The organism is Sporomusa termitida (genome assembly GCF_007641255.1).
Classification (GTDB): domain Bacteria; phylum Bacillota; class Negativicutes; order Sporomusales; family Sporomusaceae; genus Sporomusa; species Sporomusa termitida.
Window position 1 is genome coordinate 2,726,165 of record NZ_CP036259.1, and the last position, 20,717, is coordinate 2,746,881.

Here is a 20,717-nt window from a genome sequence, read left to right on the forward strand (position 1 = left end):
TACCCCTTTCTTCTCGACCATAGTTATTAGGTTGCTGCCGACTTCGCGGAGAGTTTCAAGCCTTTGGAGCAGCTTCTTGATTCGCTTTAGCCTGTTTTTGGTAAACCTTTTAAATTTATACAGTATCGTTACAGCATTGTAATATATTTATGTTTGTACTTAACAAACGTGGCCTAAATTCAAAATGTTGCCCTGTTCATCAAAGCCTATTTCTTCAGCCTCACCGAGAACTGTTATATCGGGATGCTGATTTGCTTCCTCCAGCATGTTCTCCGATATATAAATTTTCTCAACATGAAGGCTATTCGGTATACGAACCATTCTAACCTGAGTTGCATCAAGAATATTGCAGGTTTTGATCGATCCCTGAACGGCTAAACGGTCATTGTCCATAATCAAAGGGATCTTGCCGGAGACAAGAGTTGTAGAAGTTATATTGTTGGCATAGGTATATTCAAAATTTATTTTATGAAAGAGTCTGCGAGTACTAAAGTCCGCCAGTCCCATGCCGGAGCAATTTCCATGACTTTGCTCACTCACATCAAGAATCGCCAGCCTGCCGGGTTCGGGGCCTACGCTTATATATGGCGTGGCTGCTCTCCCGGTTGTATAAGGATCCATGCCGCCGCCGGAGAACTCTTTGCCGATCATGTCGACAAGGAGGACATCCATGGGCTTTAGCAATAACCTTGGCATGCTCTGTTTTGCTTCCAGCAATAATACTCTTTCTTTTTCAATAATTTTTTCTGCTGGAATGGCGGCGATCTTTCTGACGCGGTCATAAGCATTTTCCACAGTGCCAATGCCAAATAGAAAAGGAAGCTTTTCCAATTTAATTCTGGCCATATCCACGATAAACTCGGCCATGCTCCCCCAGCCTAATGTGTGACAAGATTCCGCCCCTTTTTGTTTTCCCAGCCCAATTGTAATCATTTTAACCAGGCCGCTCTCATTCGGACCGCTAAATCCGTTATGCGCTTTTATCCGGTTGATCACAATAATTCCATCAGCTTCAAAAGCATTTTTGTCGATCAGTATTGGTAAGCCATTGTCCATAATCCCTAGATGGATAACCTCCATGGATGAAAGAATCGGACAGCCCGCGCTTGTTTCTGTTACGCCAAGATTAGCCAATACATCAATCTGTCCTTCGGCTGTGGCTCCCCCATGACTGCCCATTGCGGGCACAATAAAAGGCTCGGCTCCACACCGTTTAAGCTCGTCAATTGTAGCCCGCACAATTCTTGAAATTTGAGCTACGCCCCGGCTTCCTACGCCAACAGCAATTCGCATGCCTTTTGTTACACGATTGGCAATTTGGGGATTCCGCAATTCTTTAGCTACAGCACCCTCTATGTCTATAATCTCATCGTTTGAAAAATGTTGTTGAATCTTTATCATTTTGGGTATTTTAACATCCTGCAGCATTTTTCTAATAATCTCCATTTTATCCTCCCCATCAATTACTTGGCACTGCACTGCTTAAGCAGAACTACATAAAGACAATGGAAAAAGCTAGTGAGCTGGCAGTACATCATCGTTTGGCACCTACCAGCCCAGCTTCTAGCGGGAGATTGCCTTTACACTATGGGTTTAACCCATTAAGGTAAGTCTCCAGGGAACAAATTCCGCTCTGCCTACGCCCAGCTCTTCACTTTTAGTTTTTTCACCGGAGGCAACCCGCAAAATCTGATCAAATATTTTTTGACCCATCTCTTGAACGTTCACTTCGCCATCAATTACAATTCCGCAATTCATATCCATATCTTCTTCCATGCGCATATACATTGGTGTATTGGAGGCCAATTTCATTGTCGGCGATGGAACAGATCCAAAGCACGAACCACGCCCGGTGGTAAACACAATCATATTGGCACCGCCCGCAATCTGTCCGGTTGCTGATGCAGGATCATAGCCGGTAGTATCCATAAAGACGAGACCCTTTTGTGTAACCGGCTGCGCGTATTCATACACAGCCATTAGTGGACCTGACCCGCCCTTTTTTACGCCTCCCAATGATTTCTCAAAAACATTTGCCAACCCGCCTTTATTATTACCCGGACTTACCCTGCCATTAATCTGCATGTCGCGCCCGACACAATATTCCTCTTTCCACCAGCGCATTCTTGCCACCAGTTTTTCCCCAACTTCCCGGCTGACCGCCCGACAAGTAAGAGTTTGTTCTAACCCGTAGATTTCCGAGGTTTCAGACAGAATTGCCGTTCCGCCATTGCGTGTCAATAAATCCATTGCAGCTCCTAAGGACGGATTGGCTGACAAGCCAGAAAAGCCGTCAGAACCACCACACTGCAGCCCTATTGTAATATGGCTGGCAGGAACTGTTTGCCGTCTAGCTTTATTGGCATCCGGCAACATTTCTTTTACTGCAGCAATACCTGCTTCAATTGTCTTACGCGTCCCGCCAATTTCTTGCATGATAAGAGTTCTGACATTTGGCCCAGGTTGTATATTCTCCGCCTTTAAGAAATCTTCCATCAGATTTCGCTCACAGCCAAGTCCAACAATCACCATTCCGGCAAAATTAGGATGACGCACATAGCCACCGAGTGTTCTCCTTAGCACTGCCATAGGACCTGCGGTCGAATCCCCGCCGCACCCTTGATCATGACTGAGCTGTACAACGCCGTTCACGTTGGCAAACTCAGCCAGCCGTTCTTCAGTAAAATAATCAGCAACTTTATTGACAACGGTGGCTGCACAATTAGAGATTGCTATCACTCCTATATAGTTACGAGTTGCCACTCGCCCGTCTTTCCTCACAATTCCCTGAAATGTTGCGCGCTCATTTTCCGGTATCATTTCCAGCGGCCGATAATCGCGGCAGAAGGCATAATCGCGCTGATATTCATGGAATTCAATATTATGATCATGCAGCATCGTTCCCGGAGTCAGATCGACGGCAGCAAAGCCAATCACCGTATTATATTTTAAAATTGGTTCCCCTTTGTGAATCGGTACTGTTGCGATTTTGTAGCCTGAAGGAACTTCACTGAGTGTGGTAATTTTTTCGTTTGGGATAACGGTGCCAGCCGGAATCACGGTGCGGGCCACAACTACATTATCCTTTGCATCCAAACGAATAACCGGACTGATTAGTTTCCTCCCTGATTGAATAGCCATTACTACTTCCTCCCTTTTCTTTCACGCTGAGTGACATATATGAATTGATGTTAATATTTTATTCTTTAAGTTCAAATCTCTGAATTTTTCCTACAATAACCCAATAACTTAAGATAACCATTACACCATGGACACCGACGTAGATGAGCGCACCATTGAAAGAACCTGTTGCGTGCAGAATGTAGCCAATAACAACGGGAGTAATGATACCAGACATCTGACCAATCGAATTAAATACACCACCCGTAAGCCCAACAATTTTCTTAGGAGCCGTATCAGCAACTACAGTCCACCCCAAATTACCAAAGCCTTTCCCAAAGAAGGCTGCACTCATTAGAAAAACAACCATCGCGTCTGTCTGCACATAATTACAGAGAATAATAAACGCGCTAAGAGTGAAGCCAATGGTAATTGGAATCTTTCTGGCAAGAGACAGTGAGCCAGTTTTTTTCAATATCCAGTCGGAAACAAACCCGGCAAGAACACCGCCGATGCCACCTGCAATAGCGGGTATTGATGCCATGAATCCGGCTTGGAGGATAGATAATCCACGTTCTTTTACCAAATAAATCGGAAACCATGACCAGTAAAACCACGAAATAGCAGTAATACAGTATTGCGCTAGAAAAATGCCTCCCAGCATTCTGCTCTTAAACAATTGTCCAATATCACTTAGTTTTACTTTTGGTTTTGAACTCGCTTCATTGGACTTGCTTTCCCCAATATTTGCGTCCATATCGATCAGGCCGCCACCTGCTTGAATTAAGTCAAGTTCAGCCTGATTAACACCTTTATGCTTACTTGGCACCTGAAATAAGGCTTGCCAGATGAACGCCAATATGATCCCTAAGGCTCCCATGACAATATACACATAATGCCAACTGAAAGTATATGCCAGCCACCCCATAAAGGGAGTGAAGATCGCCAAAGAAAAATACTGCGCGCTGTTAAATATTGATCCGGCAATACCACGCTCATGACCCGGGAACCAACTGGCAATAATCTTTCCGGAAGATGGGCCAACAGGTGTCTCAAATATTCCAAGGCAAAAACGTAACCCTAATAATAGGAAGAACGCGATGCTCGAAGGAACGATAAATCCCATCAGTACAGTCACAACAGACCACATAAATAAGCCAATGAAAATTGTTTTCTTCGAGCCAATTTTGTCACCTAGCCAGCCTGCCGGTACTTGGCCCAGAACATACGCCCAACTAAATGCCGAAAAAAGATAGCCCAACTGAACGGAATCAAACCCCAGATCTTTTCCCATCCCCACCCCGGCTACTGACAACGTTGCCCTGTCGGCCGTACTTAAAGTGAGGATAATCGTTATTAGTGCTAACACTAAAAAGCGGTAACGGGTGGGTCTCTGGAGAGGTATTTCAGTTTGTATTCCGTAGTCACTTTTCGCATTTGCGGCTTCCTTATTCATGATTTTCTCCCTCCTGTAAATTGAATAAAAAATTATGAAACATCAAAACATAGGCAATTCAATGTGTTGATTTATTATTCTGTATATTTCAGCTGCAAAATGCTAGGGCCGAAGACACTTCCTAAAAATCAGCAATCTACTTTTAGGATAGTAGTGTCCAGCACCTAGATCTAGCGTACAAATATGTTTGAACTTACTTTTATAACCAAACTCCTAATAACCTAGCAAATCATTTACCTGTCCCTACTCTTACTTCCACGTCAGCCATCTCTTCAATTAGGCGGATAACATTGGTATGATCCTCTTCCCCCAAGCCTTTCGCCATACAAGTTTTGTAAAATTCATGTACGATGCTCGCCACAGGCATGGGGGCATCGATACCCCGGCTAAGCTCCATCGCCAGACGCAGGTCCTTGTACTGCAGTTTGCTTTTAAAACCTGGGGCAAAATCTCCCTGAAGGATATTGGCGCCACGGATTTCGATCGCCCCGCATCTTGCATAGCCTGCGGACATAACCTCCATAATTTTGGCTGGGTCGGCACCTGCTTTGGTGCCCAGCACAAGAGCTTCGCCTAGCGCCAGCACGGTGGAAGCCGCCAGCACCTGATTACAGGATTTTACAACCTGCCCCATCGAACTTCCGCCGACATGAGTCACGCGTTTACCCAACACATTAAAGACCGGCAGACAGGTTTCAAATGCTGCTTTTTCACCGCCTACCATGATCGACAGTGTACCGGCAATAGCGCCTTTGTCGCCGCCGCTGACGGGAGCATCCAGCATCAGCGCGCCGGTTTCTTTAACTTTGGCCGCCAATTCTTTAGTTGACAGCGCTGAGATTGTACTCATATCCACGATTATTTTGCCTTGCTTGAGCACAGGCAGTACACTGGTGATTACCGCTTGTACCTGTGGAGTATCAGGCACCATGGTGATAGTAATGTCGGCCATTGCCACGACGGACTGCGCATCCGTCTCCGCAATGGCGCCATCTTTTACTACATCCTGAATTTCGGACGCCTGAATGCTGTAAACATGTACCTGGTAACCAGCTGCCAATAGATTCCGCACCATCGGTCTTCCCATAATTCCTAAGCCAATAAAGCCCAGTTTCTTTTCCATATTGCTGTTCCTTCCTTACATGGGCCAATTTTTTTGGCCCATGCATTTATTTTTATTTTTTCCTGAAATCGCGTTTTCCTAACACTGCGCCTTGCGCAATCGGCTGTACAAGTTCGCAGTACTGCGCCAAATAAGTACCTGCCTTTAAATGAGGCTTGGCCGGAGGTGTCCATCTGCTTAAACGTTCATCAATTTCTGCATTAGCTATATGGGCATGAATAGTTCTGGCTTCCATATCAATGGTAATGGTTTCTCCTTGTTTAACAATGGCCAATGGGCCGCCAGCCGCCGCTTCGGGCATCATCTGACCAACTACGATGCCTCGGTTTAAGCCGGATAATTCACCGTCAGTAACAACCGCAACATAAGGCGCCAGACCGGCACCGTTCATAGCTGCGACAAAACTGCAGGCAAACACGGTGCCAGGACCACCGATCGGTCCCATATTTCTTAAAATAATAACATCACCTTTTTTGATTTCGCCCTTACCAATCGCTTCAATGGCTTCATCTTCACCGTCAAAAATATTTGCAGGCCCTTCAAACCGATCGATCCCCTGCGGTACGGCTGAGAGTTTAACGATACAGCCGTCCGGTGCAATATTGCCTCTAAAGATCGCAACGCCGGGACGTTTACTTTGCGGATCTTTAACAGTTTTAATTACTCTGTCGTCGTTAATTTTGGCATCGTCTATGTTTTCCGCGACAGTTGTTCCGTTTACTGTAAGAATTTCTTTATTTAATTTATCTTCTAATCGTTTCATAACAGCTCTCGTACCACCTGCGGCTTCCAGATCCTCTGTACGATATGGTCCGTTTGGACGAACAGCTGTCAGTAGTGGAATTTTACTTGCCAGATTTTCGTACATTTTCACAACATCAATATCAAGTTCCGCCTCGGTAGCAATAGCTGATAAATGCCGGACCGTATTAACTGAGCCGCCCACAGCCTGAACGACCATAATTGCGTTTTCGATAGCTTTTTCTGTGACAATATCGCGAGGACAAATATTTTGATTGATCAGTTCAACGATTCTTTCCCCAACCTTGCGTGCATAATCATACAGCTTACGGCTTTCAGCCTTTACCGGCGAATTGCCAGCCAGGGATATGCCCAGCGCCTCTGCAACAATATGCATCGAATTTGCTGTACCTAAGCCGGCACAAACCCCCGGTGTCTGGATTGCAGCTTCCGTCATATCGGTCAAATCTTCCAGGGAAATGGTGCCGGCCTGTAATGCCCCCACCGCTTCATAGACATCGTCAATATCAACAAACTGTCCGCTGCTGCAATAACCGCCGACTTGATACCCGCAGGTTAATACCAGCGTAGGCACGTTCAGCCTGACGGCCGCCATAATATGGGCCGGTGTCGTTTTATCACATGACGATAAGCAGACCATGCCGTCCAGCACCGCTCCCTCGACCATGCATTCAATTTCATTAACAATCAGATCCCGCGTTGGCATAAGATATCTCGCTTTTTTCCCAGCACTGGTAACAAAATCACTGGGCGCTACGGTTCTCACTTCAAAAGGGAGCCCGCCAGCCATACGAATCGCATTTTGCACTGCTTCTGAGACCTTGTTCACATGAATAAAGCAGCTTGATAACGTCGAAGAAGTGTTAATTACCGCAATTTTCGGTTTTTTCATATCATCATCCGTAATACTCATAGCACGCCATTGCGCTCTTCTTACTGCCCACCTGGTTGTACCTGGTTCAAAGTCACTTCTGTACATTTTCTTCCTCCTAAGTACTTTTCTGTCGTACTCGATCAGTTTAGACGAGATAATCCATTCTTGATATAGCTATAATATATGTGTAATATATCAGCGCTATATCAAGAATATCATATTGTAAAATAATTTGCAATAGTAGACAAAATTTAAAAATACATGCTGGAAGATGAGCTACCAGATAAGTTACTTTGCTCCATAATTATTCCTCCTTAGTTAAATAAAAAATAGACGTCCAATGTAAATTGAACGTCTAAATCATCTTTAAAAATCCCAATCTTCTATCTGCTGATTTTTTGTGTCTACGCCCTCTATATTGATAACCGCAGTAACGCGAATTGACGATGTTCTTATTTCTTCTCCTTCTCCCACAAACACAATGCTTGTAGAAGTACTGAAATCTGCTTCAACTATTCGTTTGCTGTAACACCATCAATGCTTTTCAACTGTCGACTTTAGGTGAGTGATATTGACAAAAGGGGGGTACATTACTGCTTTCAAAGCTCCTAACCTTCCGAGACGCCAGGGCGACCTTGAAGTGTCATCATAGTTGCTGTCATTGTTGCTACCAATTTTGGTTCTTCTGAACCTAAAGCGAAAACTTCGCCTGAGCAAACAGTAATCGTCTTCCCCGGCTTGACGACCATACCTCTGGCTAGAAACCTTTCACCCTTCGCAGGGGCAAGAAGATTAACCTTAAATTCAATTGTCAGGACCGAGGCCCCGGCAGGCATAAGACTCAAAGCTGCATAACCACAGGCACTATCAACGATGGTTGTTATAATGCCCGCATGTAGGAAACCGTGTTGTTGGGTAAGATTATCACGAAACTGCATTAGAATCTCAACTTCACCCGGAATGACCTTCACTAGTTCGGCACCAATAAGATTCATCACAGCTTGTTGGGTAAAACTCGCTTGAACACGGTTTGCAAAATCAGGAGTTTGCGGGGTAAAACGACTTCTTGATTCCGCCATATTACTCTCACCTTTCTTATAAGTTCTTAAAAGTTTAAACATTCTCTAGTTCATGTTTAAATGTGACTTATATTCGAACGCTGTTATTCCATAGATTCTTTTGAAATGCTTATTTAAGTGAGATAAATCAACAAACCCGCATTCTGCTACAGCCGAGTAAATATCCTTGTTTTTTTCTAGTAACTGCTTAGCACGATTTACCTTGCAAAATATAAAATATTGATATGGGGAAATTCCGGCATTAGCTTTAAATAACCTGATAAACTGGTACTTTGAGATAGAAAACTCTTTGCATATTTCATCAAGGCTCATTACATCATCTAATTTAGAATAAATCATTTCCTTGGCTTTATGAATTAGCTTATTATCTCTTTTATAATCGATAAAGATATTAATTGGATTAAAGTTATCTACGAGGGATAGGAGCAGTTCACTACACAAGACTTTATCTTCTTCACGCTGAATTGCATTTGAAAGATTTAAGATACTATTCCTAAGAGCCTGATTATAGACAACTGGAGCTGCAAAACGAACCATATCCTTTTTTCCTAGTATATCCAAAAACAGTCTCGGCTCAATATATAGCATAACATAATCAAGACCCGAACTATCATGCGCCCTACCATCATGTATCTGTTCAGGATTGAAGAGCATAACCCCATTCTCATATGACGCATGGAAACTGCCATCTAAATTATACTCTTGAATGCCACGCAGGGTCACACCCAATGCATATTCCTCATGACAATGCTTCTTATATGTGAAATCTGTAAAACTAGCTGATAGCGCAGTGATATCTGATGATTTTTTATATATGAATCTTGCCATGTCCGTCATCTCCCAATAAGCTCAACCAATCCTGAGCCCATTATAGCAGAATATATCAGAAAAAGTGACATACTTACATTAACCAGTTTTTGATACTTCAGCAAGATTTCCTTGAAAATCGCCCCGAAAATCACCCAAGTGACAAATGCTAAAAAGCCAATAGCAGTAATAATCGCAACAAATATCGCTAATAAATGGGGGTCAGTGTAGTATGGCATAACAAAACTGGGGATTACCGTCATTGTAAACAACACTACCTTGGGATTTACAAACTGCATGATAAAACCCGACCTAAGCGTTGCAACTTGTTTTTCAGTTGACCCTGATGTATCCATTTTGTATATCTGATAGGCCAAATACAAAATATAAAGGGTCCCTATGATCTGCATTACAATCAATATTTTCGGTATTATGGACACAAGCACGGTATTTAATATGGCGGAGATGGCAAGTAGGGCCCCAAAGGCAATTGTTGCTCCATACGAATATTCCATAGCTCTTTTTATGCCAAACCCCTGCACCGTAGACAATATAACAATATTGGTAGGTCCAGGTGTAAATGTTACAATAACGCAGTATATTAAAAAAGATGTAATGTTCATGATATAAGCTCCTCGGAAGTTAATATCATAAATTATACATCAAGAAAAACAGATGCATATAGTACATTATTGCAAGGCTGCAAATAATCAATATCAGTCCGACAAAATGCACTTATGAAAAACGCCCGCTACCTTCCTGGCAGCAGGCGTTAAACAGCGCAACCCACATGCGTAATAAAGAGGCAGTTTTGAATACTGCCTCAGATCAAGGGTAAAATATAAAGTAGCGCTTTACTACCTATTACGAGTTTAGTTATTGATGGTATAACAGGAGATCATTGTATGAATATGGATATTATTCTCATCACTGCCAATATGCTTATACATCCCACTATAGTTGCTGTTCTTTATTGGCAAAAACCTTTGCCTTCGCGGCGACTTCTGAATTTATTCTTTTTTAGTTCATGGCTTGCATTTACAAGTAATCTGCTAGGTCTTCACTTTGGGACGTGGGATTTCCCTTCACCAACAATTGGTCGGCCGGGGACAGAATTGCTGTATGGCCTTTTGGGCCTGCCACCTAAAGCAATAATGCTTGTGTACCTTTTGAAGCCGTCCGTTTCCTACAACACCGTAGTAATCGCCATTGTTTCAGCGTTGACCATCTCCTGGGAATGGGCTGGTCTAAAATACTCGCATCTTCTGGTATATCATCACTGGCACCTCTCTTTGACATATCTGGCGGCATTTACAGCCTATTCTTTTCTCGCATTTTTATGGCAGAAGAAAGTTCTATAGACCTATCTATTGTTTACTTTTCGTCCTTATCGCCGTCAAATAATTTCATTGCCGGGCTGAGTGCCGTAAACAACGTTGATCGTCTGTTTTCTGTTGCGTATTGTTGCTCAATATTGGCAATCCAAATAACGAAACTCCTTACGCCCCAGGGAATAGCCATGAGATATATAAATGAATTGATATAATTCCAATTTCCAAGCCATAATACATCTGCCCAAACATACAAAGGATGGGCAATAAAAGCAAATAATCCCGCTACAATAGTGTTTAGTAAAACAAAACGCCACCACGTATTACCGTATTGATAAGCCAACATATGAAATATCGGGTTCATGGTATATGAAAAAGGGAATATGCTTGCCTTTAAAGGAATAATGCGGGTCTTATATTCCCACAGACCATATTCAGTCGCAATTACGTCAGTGCATACAAATAGAAATGTCAATATAAAACCAAATAAAAGTATTTCACGCAATCTGCTCTTGTCGATTAGGATAAATAATAGCACACAAGATATCGCAAGAAAACCAGCAATGACCAACCACCCCAGAGCCAGAGCTTCTTTAGTACTCCAATGAAAGTATGAAATTTTCGCCGAAATGATCACCGCGTTTACCAATTGATAAAAAGTATCCATATTACCTCCATCGTCAACTTTTCTTTAGCTTTGACAGATGGAAAAACTTTATACCATACGAGACTTCTATCACCTTCCTAGCACCTATAGATAGGGTTTCGTTAATCCGTTACTTGCCTGTAGACAGTAACGTGCAGGGATAAATCCACACGGTCAAATTCCCAAAAAATCCGCGCAAAAATTGAGGCCAAAACCCGCCGCAACGATGTCGTTGACGAACTGTTCGGACAGAAGATCGCCGATCCCTATCGGTGGCTGGAGAATGACGTTCGCACTGACAAGGCTGTCGCCGATTGGGTCGCGGCTCAAAATGCGGTCACGCAATCCTATCTCGCTACCTTACCCGGGCGCGAGTCTTCAGGGAGCGGCTGAGGGCCCTGTTCGATCACGAGCGGGTCACCGCGCCACACAAGCGGGGCGGGCGCTATTTCTACACGCGCAATCCGGGCCTCAACAATCAGGCGGCCCTTTACGTTCGCGACGGGGCGGCCGGAGCGGATCACGTCCTGATCGATCCCAACCAATGGTCGGAAGACGGCACGACCGCGCTCGCGGAATGGTCGGCGTCGAAAGACGGCTCCCATGTAGCCTATGCGATCCAGGAGGGCGGCACGGACTGGCGCACGATCCGTGTCCTGGATGTGAACACCGGCCGCATACTCGAAGACGAGGTCCAATGGGCGCGCTTCACCCAGATCTCGTGGTCGAAGGACGGCTCCGGCTTCTTCTACTCGCGCTACCCCGAACCGGACGAAGGCACCGCGTTCGAGGCGAGCCTTGCCGGCCACGCGATCTATTTCCACACGCTGGGCACGCCCCAGGCGCAGGACCGGCTCATCCATGCCACGCCCGCTCAGTCGAATCTGGTCCACATATCCAGCGTCACCGATGACGGTCGATATCTGATGATCTACTCGACGCCCGGCTCCAGTACCGTGGCGCTGTCAGTTGCGGACCTCTCGACGCCCGACTGGGCGGTGCGCCCTCTGGTGGAAAACTTCGACACCGAATGGGGCGTCATCGGCAATGTCGGAACGAAACTCTTCCTGATGACCACGCGGGACGCAGAGCACCGCAAGATCGTGACGCTCGATCTCGCCGATCCCGCTCCGGTCTTTACCGACCTTGTGGGCGAACAGGAGGTCGTTCTAAATGATGCGGCGCTGTTCGGCGGCCGACTGTTGGCATCCTATCTTGTCGATGCCAAGGCCCAGGTCCACCGCTACAAGCTCGACGGAACGCCCGATGGCGTCGTCGAGCTTCCCGGCATCGGCAGCGCTGGCGGATTTCTCGGCAATCCGGAGGAGCCGGAAAGCTTCTTCGTCTTCACCAGCTTCGACGCCCCGTCACGGTTTACCGCTACGACGTAACCGCGAACACAAGGGAGGTGTGGGCCGCACCGAAGGTCGATGCAGACCTCGACCGGATCGTGGTAGATCAGCGCTTCTACACCGCCAAGGACGGCACGCGCATTCCGATGTTCATCGTCCGGCGGAGAGACGCGACCGGCCCCGCTCCGACCTTGCTCTATGGCTATGGCGGCTTCGGTATCAGCATGATACCCGTCTGGTCGCCCGCGTGGTTCGCCTGGGTGGAACAGGGCGGCGTGCTGGCGGTGGCCAACATTCGTGGCGGCGGCGAATACGGCAAGGCGTGGCACGATGCGGGCCGGCTTGAAAAAAAACAGAACGTCTTCGACGATTTCATCGCCGCCGGCGAATATCTGAAAGCTGGTGGGACCACGCCCGCCGCTGGGCTGGCGATCCAGGGCGAATCCGGCGGCGGCCTTCTCGTCGGCGCCGTCGTCAACCAGCGCCCGGACCTGTTTGCGGCTTCCCTTGCAGGCGTCGGCGTCATGGACATGCTTCGCTACCACCGGTTCACCGGCGGACAGTTGTGGATGGCCGATTTCGGAGACCCCGCGCAGGAGGCGGATTTCCGCAATCTCCGTGCCTATTCGCCCTACCACAACATAGTGCCAGGCCGGGATTATCCCGCGATCCTGGCCACGACCGCCGACACGGACAACCGCGTCGTGCCAGGCCATACCTTCAAGTATATCGCTGCCCTTCAGGCTGCTGACCTCGGCCCGAAGCCGCACCTGGTTCGCATCGAAACCCGGGCCGGTCATGGCGCCGGCAAGCCGCTGGACAAGATCATCCAGGAGGTGGCCGACTTATGGGCTTTCGCCGCTTATTGGACCGGGCTCAACGTGGAGGCCGCGCGATAACCGGCATACAGTGTATTTTTTTGATCATTTTTCTTGGCTTGTTCCTTGGCCTTTGTTGGCAGCTTTTTGCTGCTTCTCGACCCATTAATCCGTCGCTTCCATGCAGTTGAATAAGCCGAGCTTGCGCTCTTGGTTCTTTCATAGAAACCTTTCTGATGTTTACGGCGGTATAAATCATCGATTTATACCGCCATTTTATTCTTATATCCTGTTGTTAAAACGTGTGTTCAATACCCATGAGGAAGTGTCTCCCCAACATAGGATATCTGCCGGGGTATTTACCTGTGTTTATCATCTCGTAGGCTTCGTCTGTCAGGTTCATGCCTTTGGCATAAATTCTTGTTTGGCCGCTCAATTTATAGCCTGCGGTCAGGTCAAGCGTTACATACGAGCTGTTGCTGTAGGTCGATTCATCGCGCCCTGTGCCGGCAAGAAGCGTTGCGCCTGCATCAAACCTGCCGTTGTCATATTGGGTGCTCAGCCAGTAGCCGTTCGGCCTGCTGTTTAAATAGTCCAGATAGTAACCATCTGAGGCATTCTGTTTTTCTACTTTTGCATAAGAATACCCGGCGCTTACCTTAAAATCAGCCGTCATATTCCGGGTTATGCTAAGCTCCAGGCCGCGTCGTTTTTCTCTATTCAAATTTATGTATTTACCTGGTGAGCCGCTTTGCCAGGCCAGGGCGTTTTTCATCTCGCTGATGTACAGGCTGGTTTGCAAATACGTCTTTTTATCAAGATTGCTGTTGAGGCCAAGGGTCCATGTATCGCCGCTCTCAGGCACTAAATCGGGATTGCCGATCATATTTTCCGTATTGGAATAGCGCATGGTCATGGAAGGGTTCTTGATTGATTGCCCCCAGGCCAGATACATGTTGGTGACATCTGAAAGTTCTTTATTCAAAGAAATGTGGGCAGTGGTATCATTGCCGAAATCACTGTGATGATCATAACGCGCGCCCAGATTTAACGACCAGCGATTGCCTAAATCAAGACGGTTTTCTAAAAATAAGGCGCTGGTGCTGACATGCGCTCCCGATTGGATCCCGCTGCTTAATTGGTCAAATTTTTCGCGGCGTACATCCAAGCCGGAAATAAGCGTGTAGGTATCGGCAACAAGCCAGCTTTGCTGATACTCCGCGCCTACAGCGTACAGCTTATGTTTATAGGGATTTGTTCCGTAGATTGTTTGCGCATCGCTGTGATTGCGGTATATGCGGAAGAAGTCGGCTTTGCCCCTATCTTTATTCCAGGAGTACGTTATTGACGTATTAAAATCACTGCCGTCCCGTTCCGCTCCCGGTTGATTGACCTTCCCTTCCGAAACAGGATTCTTAATATATAAACCATAACCGTTATTCTCAGACATTCCTTCTATTTCAAAAGAAAGCTCTTTGTCTGAGCCGTAAAGTTTATCGACACGCAGATTGGCATACTCGCGGTCAATGTAGCTGTCACTAAATTCATCTTTGTTCCCTGATATGGCATTGCGGAATTGATAATTATCGCGTTTATGCTTTTCAATCGTGAACATATACCGGAGACTGTCAGAGCCGCCTTGCTGCGTCAAGGTAGTACGCCGGTCATTCCATGTGCCGAAATCCTGGGCTAAAGTCGTTTTTTCTTCCACAGATTTTTTGGTGATAATATTGATCACACCGCCTACGGCATCACTGCCGTATAAGGCCGAGTTCGGCCCGCGTACAATTTCTATTCTTTCGATATTTTTTACCGCGAGATTGTTCATATTAAACGCGCGGCTGTTGCCGCTGACAACCAGATGACTCCAGTTCATTCTTCTTCCATTGACTAAAACCAATACACGGTCATCGCCATTAATGACCGGATAAGAATACACCGAGCCATTCGCCGGAATATGGACATTATGAGCACGCAAAATATCCGATACCTGAGAAAAAGCCCCTTTTTCAATGGCCTCATTTGCAATAACGGTAACATTCGCCGCCACTTTGCTGAGTTTTTCCGGAATGCGGCTAGCCGTGACCACATAAGAGTCAAACGCAAATTCCGAAACTTCCGACTGACTTTCTTCCTGCGCAAACGCCTGGCCGCCTGCTGTCAGCGTTGCTGCCGCCAATACCAGGGCTGTAAAGACCCGCCTTGTCCTTCTCATTTCCTCACTCCTTACATAATTTTCAGCATCGGTAGTATCCAAAAATAACTACACTAAAGATAACAATAATCATTCTCAATCATATATGCTGACTTTTTTTGTGTCAATAGTTTCGTTTTCTTCCATGTGTTTAACTTGTGCTAATGTCACCTAGTAGACTATCGCGATAAAATGCCATTATGGACAACGAGGTACTTTACCTAACGTCTCAAAACAACTGATAAAACTGTAGTTAATTTGATGTTTTAGAAATTTGAACGGTAAGTCTGGAGATTTTACCTTCTTTGATTATAAAATGATGGTCAAGCATGAGTGGGTCGGGAAGTCCGGTTTTGTCGAAATTACCGTCTACTCTGGCAGTGACGACAATCTCCTGGTTGCGCTGAACTGTATTTGTGACCTCATATTTGACTTTGGCCGCAAATACATCGGTTTCACTCCATTCTTTGATTGCATTTATGCCACTATACTCATGAGCGCCATCAATAAGAATGGCATTATTGGTAAAGTTGGCAATAAACGCATCAGGGTCAGGGCCGTTGGCAGCATGAAAAAAAGCGTCAACAGGCTGAGGCAGTTTTGTAAGCATAATATCACCCCCTTTCTATATTGTGTGATTAGTTAACCACCTAATATCATAACTAATGTGATATGACAACAGTGTGTCATATTAAGTTTATGTATATAGCTTTAATTGTATTTTTTTGAGATTTACGATCCTGAATAAGACAGGAATTAAATATAAACTGCAATTTAAATATGACATACTGTTGTCCTATTTCCATGTATATAATGGAGAAAACATAGGGAGCATACTAATACATCAGGTACAATCCTTTGCATGGTAGAATAATCTATGGAGGTAAAAGTGACTATAAAAATGGCTAAGCATAAAGTCCTTGTTTATGGAGCGACTGGTTATACTGGTAAACTCATTTGCCTGAGACTCAAGGAACTTAATATCAATTTTGCTATTGCAGGAAGAGATAAAGCCAAAGTGGCTGAATTATCCTCGCAGTTAAATGTGCCCAACTTTGTTTTTGCAACTAGTGATTTCGGGGGATGGCAAGAAGCTCTTAGCGGGTGTGCATGCTTAATCAATGCGGCTGGGCCTTTTGCCCTTACTGCCGAGAACGCAATGCATGCCTGCTTGCAAAACAAAATTCATTATTTGGATATTAGCGCCGAAATACCAACTTACCAGCTCGCTGCAGCTCTGGATCAACAAGCAAAGGAAGCTGGAATTATGATAATCTCTGGAGCCGGCCTATTTGTTGCTTATGATGCCCTGGTTGTCCATACAGCGAAAAGAGTAAAATGCGCGCAGCAACTTTTCGTCGCATTTAGTCATTATGGTGGATTTTCGCAAGGCTCCATTAAGAGCGCCAAGTACATTGAGGAGCTCGGTTTACTGATTCGTGAGAATGGAGAGTTGCAACAAATCACTGACGCAAACCCGAAGGCTTTTGATTTTGGGGAAGGACCGCAAGAGTGTTTTCCTACCTCGCTAGGCGGGACTATCTTGTCCTATAAATCCACAGCAATTCCTAATATAAGAGAATACTTTCAGGTGCAATTATCGGCACTGACGACTAATCCTACAGATATAAAAAATCTTCCAGAGGGGCCAACCGCTGAAGAACGTGCTGCGGGGAGAAATAAATTAGCGGTGGAGGTGATTGGGAGCAGCGGTGATTCCGCCTATTCAATTGCCGACCTGCCTTCAGGGTATACACTAACGCCGTTGTCTGTCGTTGCCGTAACATGTCGGATAGTAAATGGAGATTTCAAGGCTGGGTATCAAACATCAGGCTCCGCTTATGGAGAAAATATCATAAGCGATATTCCGAATTCGCGTATTATTGACTGTTGATCTTAAGGCATGTGTTTGCCACCAGCGGGGAAAGCGTTCAAATACTCTGCACAAAAGGCGCCTTATTAGGGTTTGAGAATCAGCAGAATAAAGATCGAGTAAGGCTACGTTTATAAAAAATAACGGATATTCAAAAATAATCCTGTATATAACAGAAGCTTTATACAGGATTATTATTACTTAATTTTTTTATGTTTTTCTTAAATAACCGTGTGATTCAGCGGCCGGGCTGATGACCACATGGACAAAGTAATCAGGCAGTCCATCCAGCGGCAGCCAGTACATAAGAAATTCCTTACCGTCCGGGGTTTTTGATTTGATATACGCGGGCTGTTGCGTGGCAAGAGCCTGATTCGCCAAACAATTTTTATGGCGCTCGGGCGGATCAATGTTAGCACAGTTCATTCCCTCTGTTAGTCCCCACTCGCGACAAATTTTATTAACAGCAATAATCTCTTTGCTTTTATCAGCCAGTATAACCGGCTCAGGGAAATTCCCCCACATCAGTTGAAATGCACGAATTGTCTCGGAATGAATGATGGCTGCACCTTCGCTTTCTGTTTCCTTTAAATACACAACTTGCGCCAATCTTATGGCAGCCGTTGCAGGAAATGCATTTGGCCGGTTCCAGGTTTCCCGATTGCCACCGGTTAATTAGGTCGCTTTCACATATCAGCGGTCGGCAAAGAGCAAAATAATCAATATTGCTTTCATTTAAAAAATTCATCATTGCCGGTATGTCGCGATAGCCGCCTACGGCAATGACGGGAATGCGAATGAGTTGTTTCATTTCAGCAGTATGCTTTAGAAAGTAGGGTGTCTGGCCTTTGGCTATCGTTCTTGCATAGCCTTCATTCGGACGGGATGAGGGGCCGCCGCCGCTGATTTCCACAGCGGTTATGCCTAACTCCGCCAGCTTTTGGCAGACGTATTTGCATTCGGCAAAAGTCAAGCCTTGCTCCCTAAAGTCTTCACTATTGATTTTAATTAAGACGGGATATTCCGGACCAACCTTTGCCCGTATTTTCTGATAGGTCTCTATAATCATTCGGCTACGGTTTTCGATGCCTCCGCCATATGCATCGGTGCGTCGATTAAAGTAAGGAGTTAGAAATTGGCTTAGCAGTGTTTCGTGGGCTGCATGAATTTGTACGCCGTCAAAGCCTACTGCTTTTGCCCGGAAGGCCGCTGCAGCGAACGCTTCCTGCAGTACGATAATATCTTCCTGTGTCATTGCCTTGGCGGCAACGTTGTTATGTCCCGCTTCATCCAGCATACTGGGCACCCAAATGACTTTGCCGGGCACAGCGGATAAAAATTTTTGAAATCCCGGACTGACGAGCTGCACGATTATGTTTGCCTGATATTGATGGGCCATAGCAGTCAATTTTTTGTATTCATCGAGGAAAGAATCATTAAAAATTCCCATTTGCTTGGGCAGTAGGGTTTCCAATTCACAAACGGCTGTCGCACCGGTAATAATCGTTCCGACGCCGCCTTTTGCCAAATCTTCATACATTTGAAACAGCGCTTCTGTCATATGACCGTGTCCGTCAGCAACGCCCTCATAGGTAGCAGGCCGGATAAAGCGGTTTTTTAGTGTAAGACCGCTAAGCTCTGTTTGATCAAACAATGATTTCATGAAATCACTCCTAATTCCAAATGTTGCATATCCCATGCAGGCCAAAGCAACATGTTGTATATGTTGCAGCTATTGATTATGTTAATAACTGAAAGAGTACCTGGCAATAGATAAAACTACGGAAAGCATTAACCTTTCAATTGTTTTAAAAGGGTCGCTATATTTTTACCCAAAGTTTGAAATGTTTGTATACCTTCTTCATCCTTTTGGACATCGCCCGGATTAAGGGCTAACGTCATGTTCCAGTAGCTAGAAGACGGCATAACCATCTCGGAAATACCGAAGAAAAAATTAATTGCAGAGTAAGTAAAAGTTGCTCCGGCTCGACGAACAGAAACCACTGCAGCCCCGACTTTACCTCTGAGCATGTCACCCCCATTAGCCTTTGATACAAATCCACAGCGATCGATGAGTGCCTTTACTTCTGTAGACACGTTACTACAATAAGTTGGAGAACCAATGATAATTCCGTCCGCCTCAATCATTTTCCGGATAAAAATATTCATTTCATCGTCCTGGCGTATACAGCGGTTATCCTTTGTTTCCAAGCACATCCCACAAGCAAGACACCCGAAAACTTTGCGCCCTCCTAATTGAATAATTTCCGTCTCAATGCCTTCATTTTTTAATTCTGCTAAAACAATTTTCAGGCTCTGCTCTGTATTTCCATTAATTCTTGGACTTCCGTTAAAAGCAATCACTTTCAATTCCGTCACCTTTCTCTCATTTTTAGTAATATCATTTTGCTGCCGTTTTCTATATTGCCGCCATATTTGTAGGGTCATTTCCCTTACCAACGTGTTATGTCCCGCTTCTTCTATCACACTGGATCCCATACATCCATACATGCCAAAACAACACGTTGTATATGACGCAACTATTTATTATGATAATAACTGAAAGAGTACCTAGCAATAGATAAAACTACGGGAATGTTGGTTAACCAACAGCAATGAATAAATGTTGGTTAACGTTAAATATCGTATAGGAAAAGGTGAAAGCTATGGCAGGACGCCTCAAAGAGAACGATCCGAGGGTTATCCGGACACGTCAGTTAATTCAAGATGCGTTTCATTCACTGAGTAAGGAGAAAAAATTTAATGATATTACCATTCGCGATATTACGGAACGGGCTGCAATCAACAGGGGAACGTTTTATGCTCATTTTGCTGATAAGTATGCTCTAATGGAATTGATTATTGAGGATACATTTATGACGACTGTATACCAACAACTTCAGTCTCAGGAAGAACTGACACCGGAGGCACTGCGAAATTTGATTATTTCCGTGTGCAGGTATCATGAACAATTGAGCACAAGCTGCAGGCGTACAGCGCAAGCCGTTTTTCCGCTTATCGAAATGAAAGTAAAAAGCCAGTTGGAGCAAATGGTGTCCAACTGGCTGGCTAAACGGGCGGCCAAACCGGAAGCGGATAAAAGTATACAATGGGCGGCGGTCATGGTCAGCCAATCAATCTATGGTGCTGCGTATCTTTGGAATGCCAGGGGACGAAAACCATCGGTCACTATTTTTGCAGATGAAATTCTGTGTTTCTTATTGCCGGGACTGCAGGCAGTAATAGAAAAAGAGGATTAAATACAGTTAAAAAATTCTTATC

Annotated in this window: 20 protein-coding genes; 6 read left to right on the top strand and 14 right to left on the bottom strand. The window is 45.1% G+C overall.

Annotated elements, in window-relative coordinates; genetic code table 11:
* Positions 1-159: 159 nt before the first annotated feature.
* The 8 genes from SPTER_RS12865 to SPTER_RS12900 all read right to left on the bottom strand — a co-directional run bounded on the left by SPTER_RS12865 (position 160) and on the right by SPTER_RS12900 (position 9,844).
* Complete coding sequence (locus tag SPTER_RS12865) at positions 160-1,446, bottom strand: nickel pincer cofactor-dependent isomerase, group 22 (RefSeq protein WP_144350758.1); 1,287 nt, start codon at positions 1,444-1,446, stop codon at positions 160-162.
* A 147-nt stretch (positions 1,447-1,593) separates the two neighbouring features.
* On the bottom strand, positions 1,594-3,141 hold the full coding sequence (locus SPTER_RS12870) for a UxaA family hydrolase (RefSeq protein WP_144350759.1): 1,548 nt from the start codon (positions 3,139-3,141) through the stop codon (positions 1,594-1,596).
* Between the two features lie 58 nt (positions 3,142-3,199).
* A complete protein-coding gene (locus SPTER_RS12875) occupies positions 3,200-4,576 on the bottom strand; it encodes an MFS transporter (protein WP_144350760.1) in 1,377 nt (458 codons plus the stop codon).
* Positions 4,577-4,805: 229 nt separating this feature from the next.
* The gene (locus SPTER_RS12880; protein WP_144350761.1) at positions 4,806-5,699 is read right to left on the bottom strand and encodes an NAD(P)-dependent oxidoreductase; all 894 of its coding nucleotides are present in this window, start codon (positions 5,697-5,699) and stop codon (positions 4,806-4,808) included.
* 52 nt (positions 5,700-5,751) lie between these two features.
* Entirely contained in the window at positions 5,752-7,440 is a 1,689-nt protein-coding gene (gene ilvD / locus SPTER_RS12885) for a dihydroxy-acid dehydratase (protein WP_144350762.1), read from the bottom strand.
* A gap of 503 nt (positions 7,441-7,943) precedes the next feature.
* Positions 7,944-8,456 carry a PaaI family thioesterase gene (locus SPTER_RS12890; RefSeq protein WP_211367275.1) on the bottom strand — a complete coding sequence of 171 codons (513 nt, stop codon included), beginning with the start codon at positions 8,454-8,456 and terminating at the stop codon, positions 7,944-7,946.
* 3 nt (positions 8,457-8,459) lie between these two features.
* A complete protein-coding gene (locus SPTER_RS12895; protein ID WP_144350763.1) occupies positions 8,460-9,242 on the bottom strand; it encodes an AraC family transcriptional regulator in 783 nt (260 codons plus the stop codon).
* Between the two features lie 5 nt (positions 9,243-9,247).
* Positions 9,248-9,844 carry a LysE family translocator gene (locus tag SPTER_RS12900; RefSeq protein ID WP_144350764.1) on the bottom strand — a complete coding sequence of 199 codons (597 nt, stop codon included), beginning with the start codon at positions 9,842-9,844 and terminating at the stop codon, positions 9,248-9,250.
* A 282-nt stretch (positions 9,845-10,126) separates the two neighbouring features.
* On the opposite strand from SPTER_RS12900, the gene SPTER_RS12905 reads away from it, so the two are divergent.
* Positions 10,127-10,582, top strand: coding sequence for a CBO0543 family protein (locus tag SPTER_RS12905; protein WP_144350765.1), 456 nt, complete (start codon positions 10,127-10,129; stop codon positions 10,580-10,582).
* Between the two features lie 13 nt (positions 10,583-10,595).
* Here SPTER_RS12905 and SPTER_RS12910 read toward each other — a convergent pair whose 3' ends face one another.
* Complete coding sequence (locus tag SPTER_RS12910) at positions 10,596-11,219, bottom strand: CBO0543 family protein (protein WP_144350766.1); 624 nt, start codon at positions 11,217-11,219, stop codon at positions 10,596-10,598.
* Positions 11,220-11,399: 180 nt separating this feature from the next.
* Between SPTER_RS12910 and SPTER_RS25905 the strand changes: the two genes are divergently transcribed.
* From SPTER_RS25905 to SPTER_RS25070, 3 genes are read left to right on the top strand one after another with little or no spacing between them, the layout of a single operon-like run.
* Positions 11,400-11,591, top strand: a complete 192-nt coding sequence (locus SPTER_RS25905; RefSeq protein ID WP_425474368.1) for a hypothetical protein — start codon at positions 11,400-11,402, stop codon at positions 11,589-11,591.
* Positions 11,513-12,589 carry a prolyl oligopeptidase family protein gene (locus SPTER_RS25065; protein ID WP_211367276.1) on the top strand — a complete coding sequence of 359 codons (1,077 nt, stop codon included), beginning with the start codon at positions 11,513-11,515 and terminating at the stop codon, positions 12,587-12,589. Before SPTER_RS25905 ends, SPTER_RS25065 begins: the two co-directional genes overlap by 79 nt.
* A 17-nt stretch (positions 12,590-12,606) precedes the next feature.
* Positions 12,607-13,449, top strand: coding sequence for a prolyl oligopeptidase family serine peptidase (locus tag SPTER_RS25070; RefSeq protein ID WP_211367277.1), 843 nt, complete (start codon positions 12,607-12,609; stop codon positions 13,447-13,449).
* Between the two features lie 214 nt (positions 13,450-13,663).
* Here the strand turns inward: SPTER_RS25070 and SPTER_RS12920 are convergent, their stop codons facing one another.
* Positions 13,664-15,583: a TonB-dependent receptor plug domain-containing protein gene (locus SPTER_RS12920; protein ID WP_144350767.1), complete on the bottom strand. Its 1,920-nt coding sequence runs from the start codon at positions 15,581-15,583 to the stop codon at positions 13,664-13,666.
* A gap of 232 nt (positions 15,584-15,815) precedes the next feature.
* The gene (locus SPTER_RS12925) at positions 15,816-16,172 is read right to left on the bottom strand and encodes a nuclear transport factor 2 family protein (protein ID WP_144350768.1); all 357 of its coding nucleotides are present in this window, start codon (positions 16,170-16,172) and stop codon (positions 15,816-15,818) included.
* Between the two features lie 267 nt (positions 16,173-16,439).
* Between SPTER_RS12925 and SPTER_RS12930 the strand changes: the two genes are divergently transcribed.
* Positions 16,440-17,456, top strand: coding sequence for a saccharopine dehydrogenase family protein (locus SPTER_RS12930; RefSeq protein ID WP_246105293.1), 1,017 nt, complete (start codon positions 16,440-16,442; stop codon positions 17,454-17,456).
* Between the two features lie 189 nt (positions 17,457-17,645).
* Here the strand turns inward: SPTER_RS12930 and SPTER_RS12935 are convergent, their stop codons facing one another.
* The 3 genes from SPTER_RS12935 to SPTER_RS12945 all read right to left on the bottom strand — a co-directional run bounded on the left by SPTER_RS12935 (position 17,646) and on the right by SPTER_RS12945 (position 19,934).
* Positions 17,646-17,960 (bottom strand): hypothetical protein, encoded by a 315-nt coding sequence (locus SPTER_RS12935; RefSeq protein ID WP_246105294.1) that lies wholly within the window; start codon positions 17,958-17,960, stop codon positions 17,646-17,648.
* Positions 17,941-19,098: an NADH:flavin oxidoreductase gene (locus SPTER_RS12940; protein WP_144350770.1), complete on the bottom strand. Its 1,158-nt coding sequence runs from the start codon at positions 19,096-19,098 to the stop codon at positions 17,941-17,943. Before SPTER_RS12940 ends, SPTER_RS12935 begins: the two co-directional genes overlap by 20 nt.
* A 128-nt stretch (positions 19,099-19,226) precedes the next feature.
* Entirely contained in the window at positions 19,227-19,934 is a 708-nt protein-coding gene (locus tag SPTER_RS12945; protein WP_246105295.1) for a flavodoxin family protein, read from the bottom strand.
* A 167-nt stretch (positions 19,935-20,101) separates the two neighbouring features.
* On the opposite strand from SPTER_RS12945, the gene SPTER_RS12950 reads away from it, so the two are divergent.
* The gene (locus SPTER_RS12950) at positions 20,102-20,695 is read left to right on the top strand and encodes a TetR/AcrR family transcriptional regulator (RefSeq protein WP_144350771.1); all 594 of its coding nucleotides are present in this window, start codon (positions 20,102-20,104) and stop codon (positions 20,693-20,695) included.
* Positions 20,696-20,717: the final 22 nt, after the last annotated feature.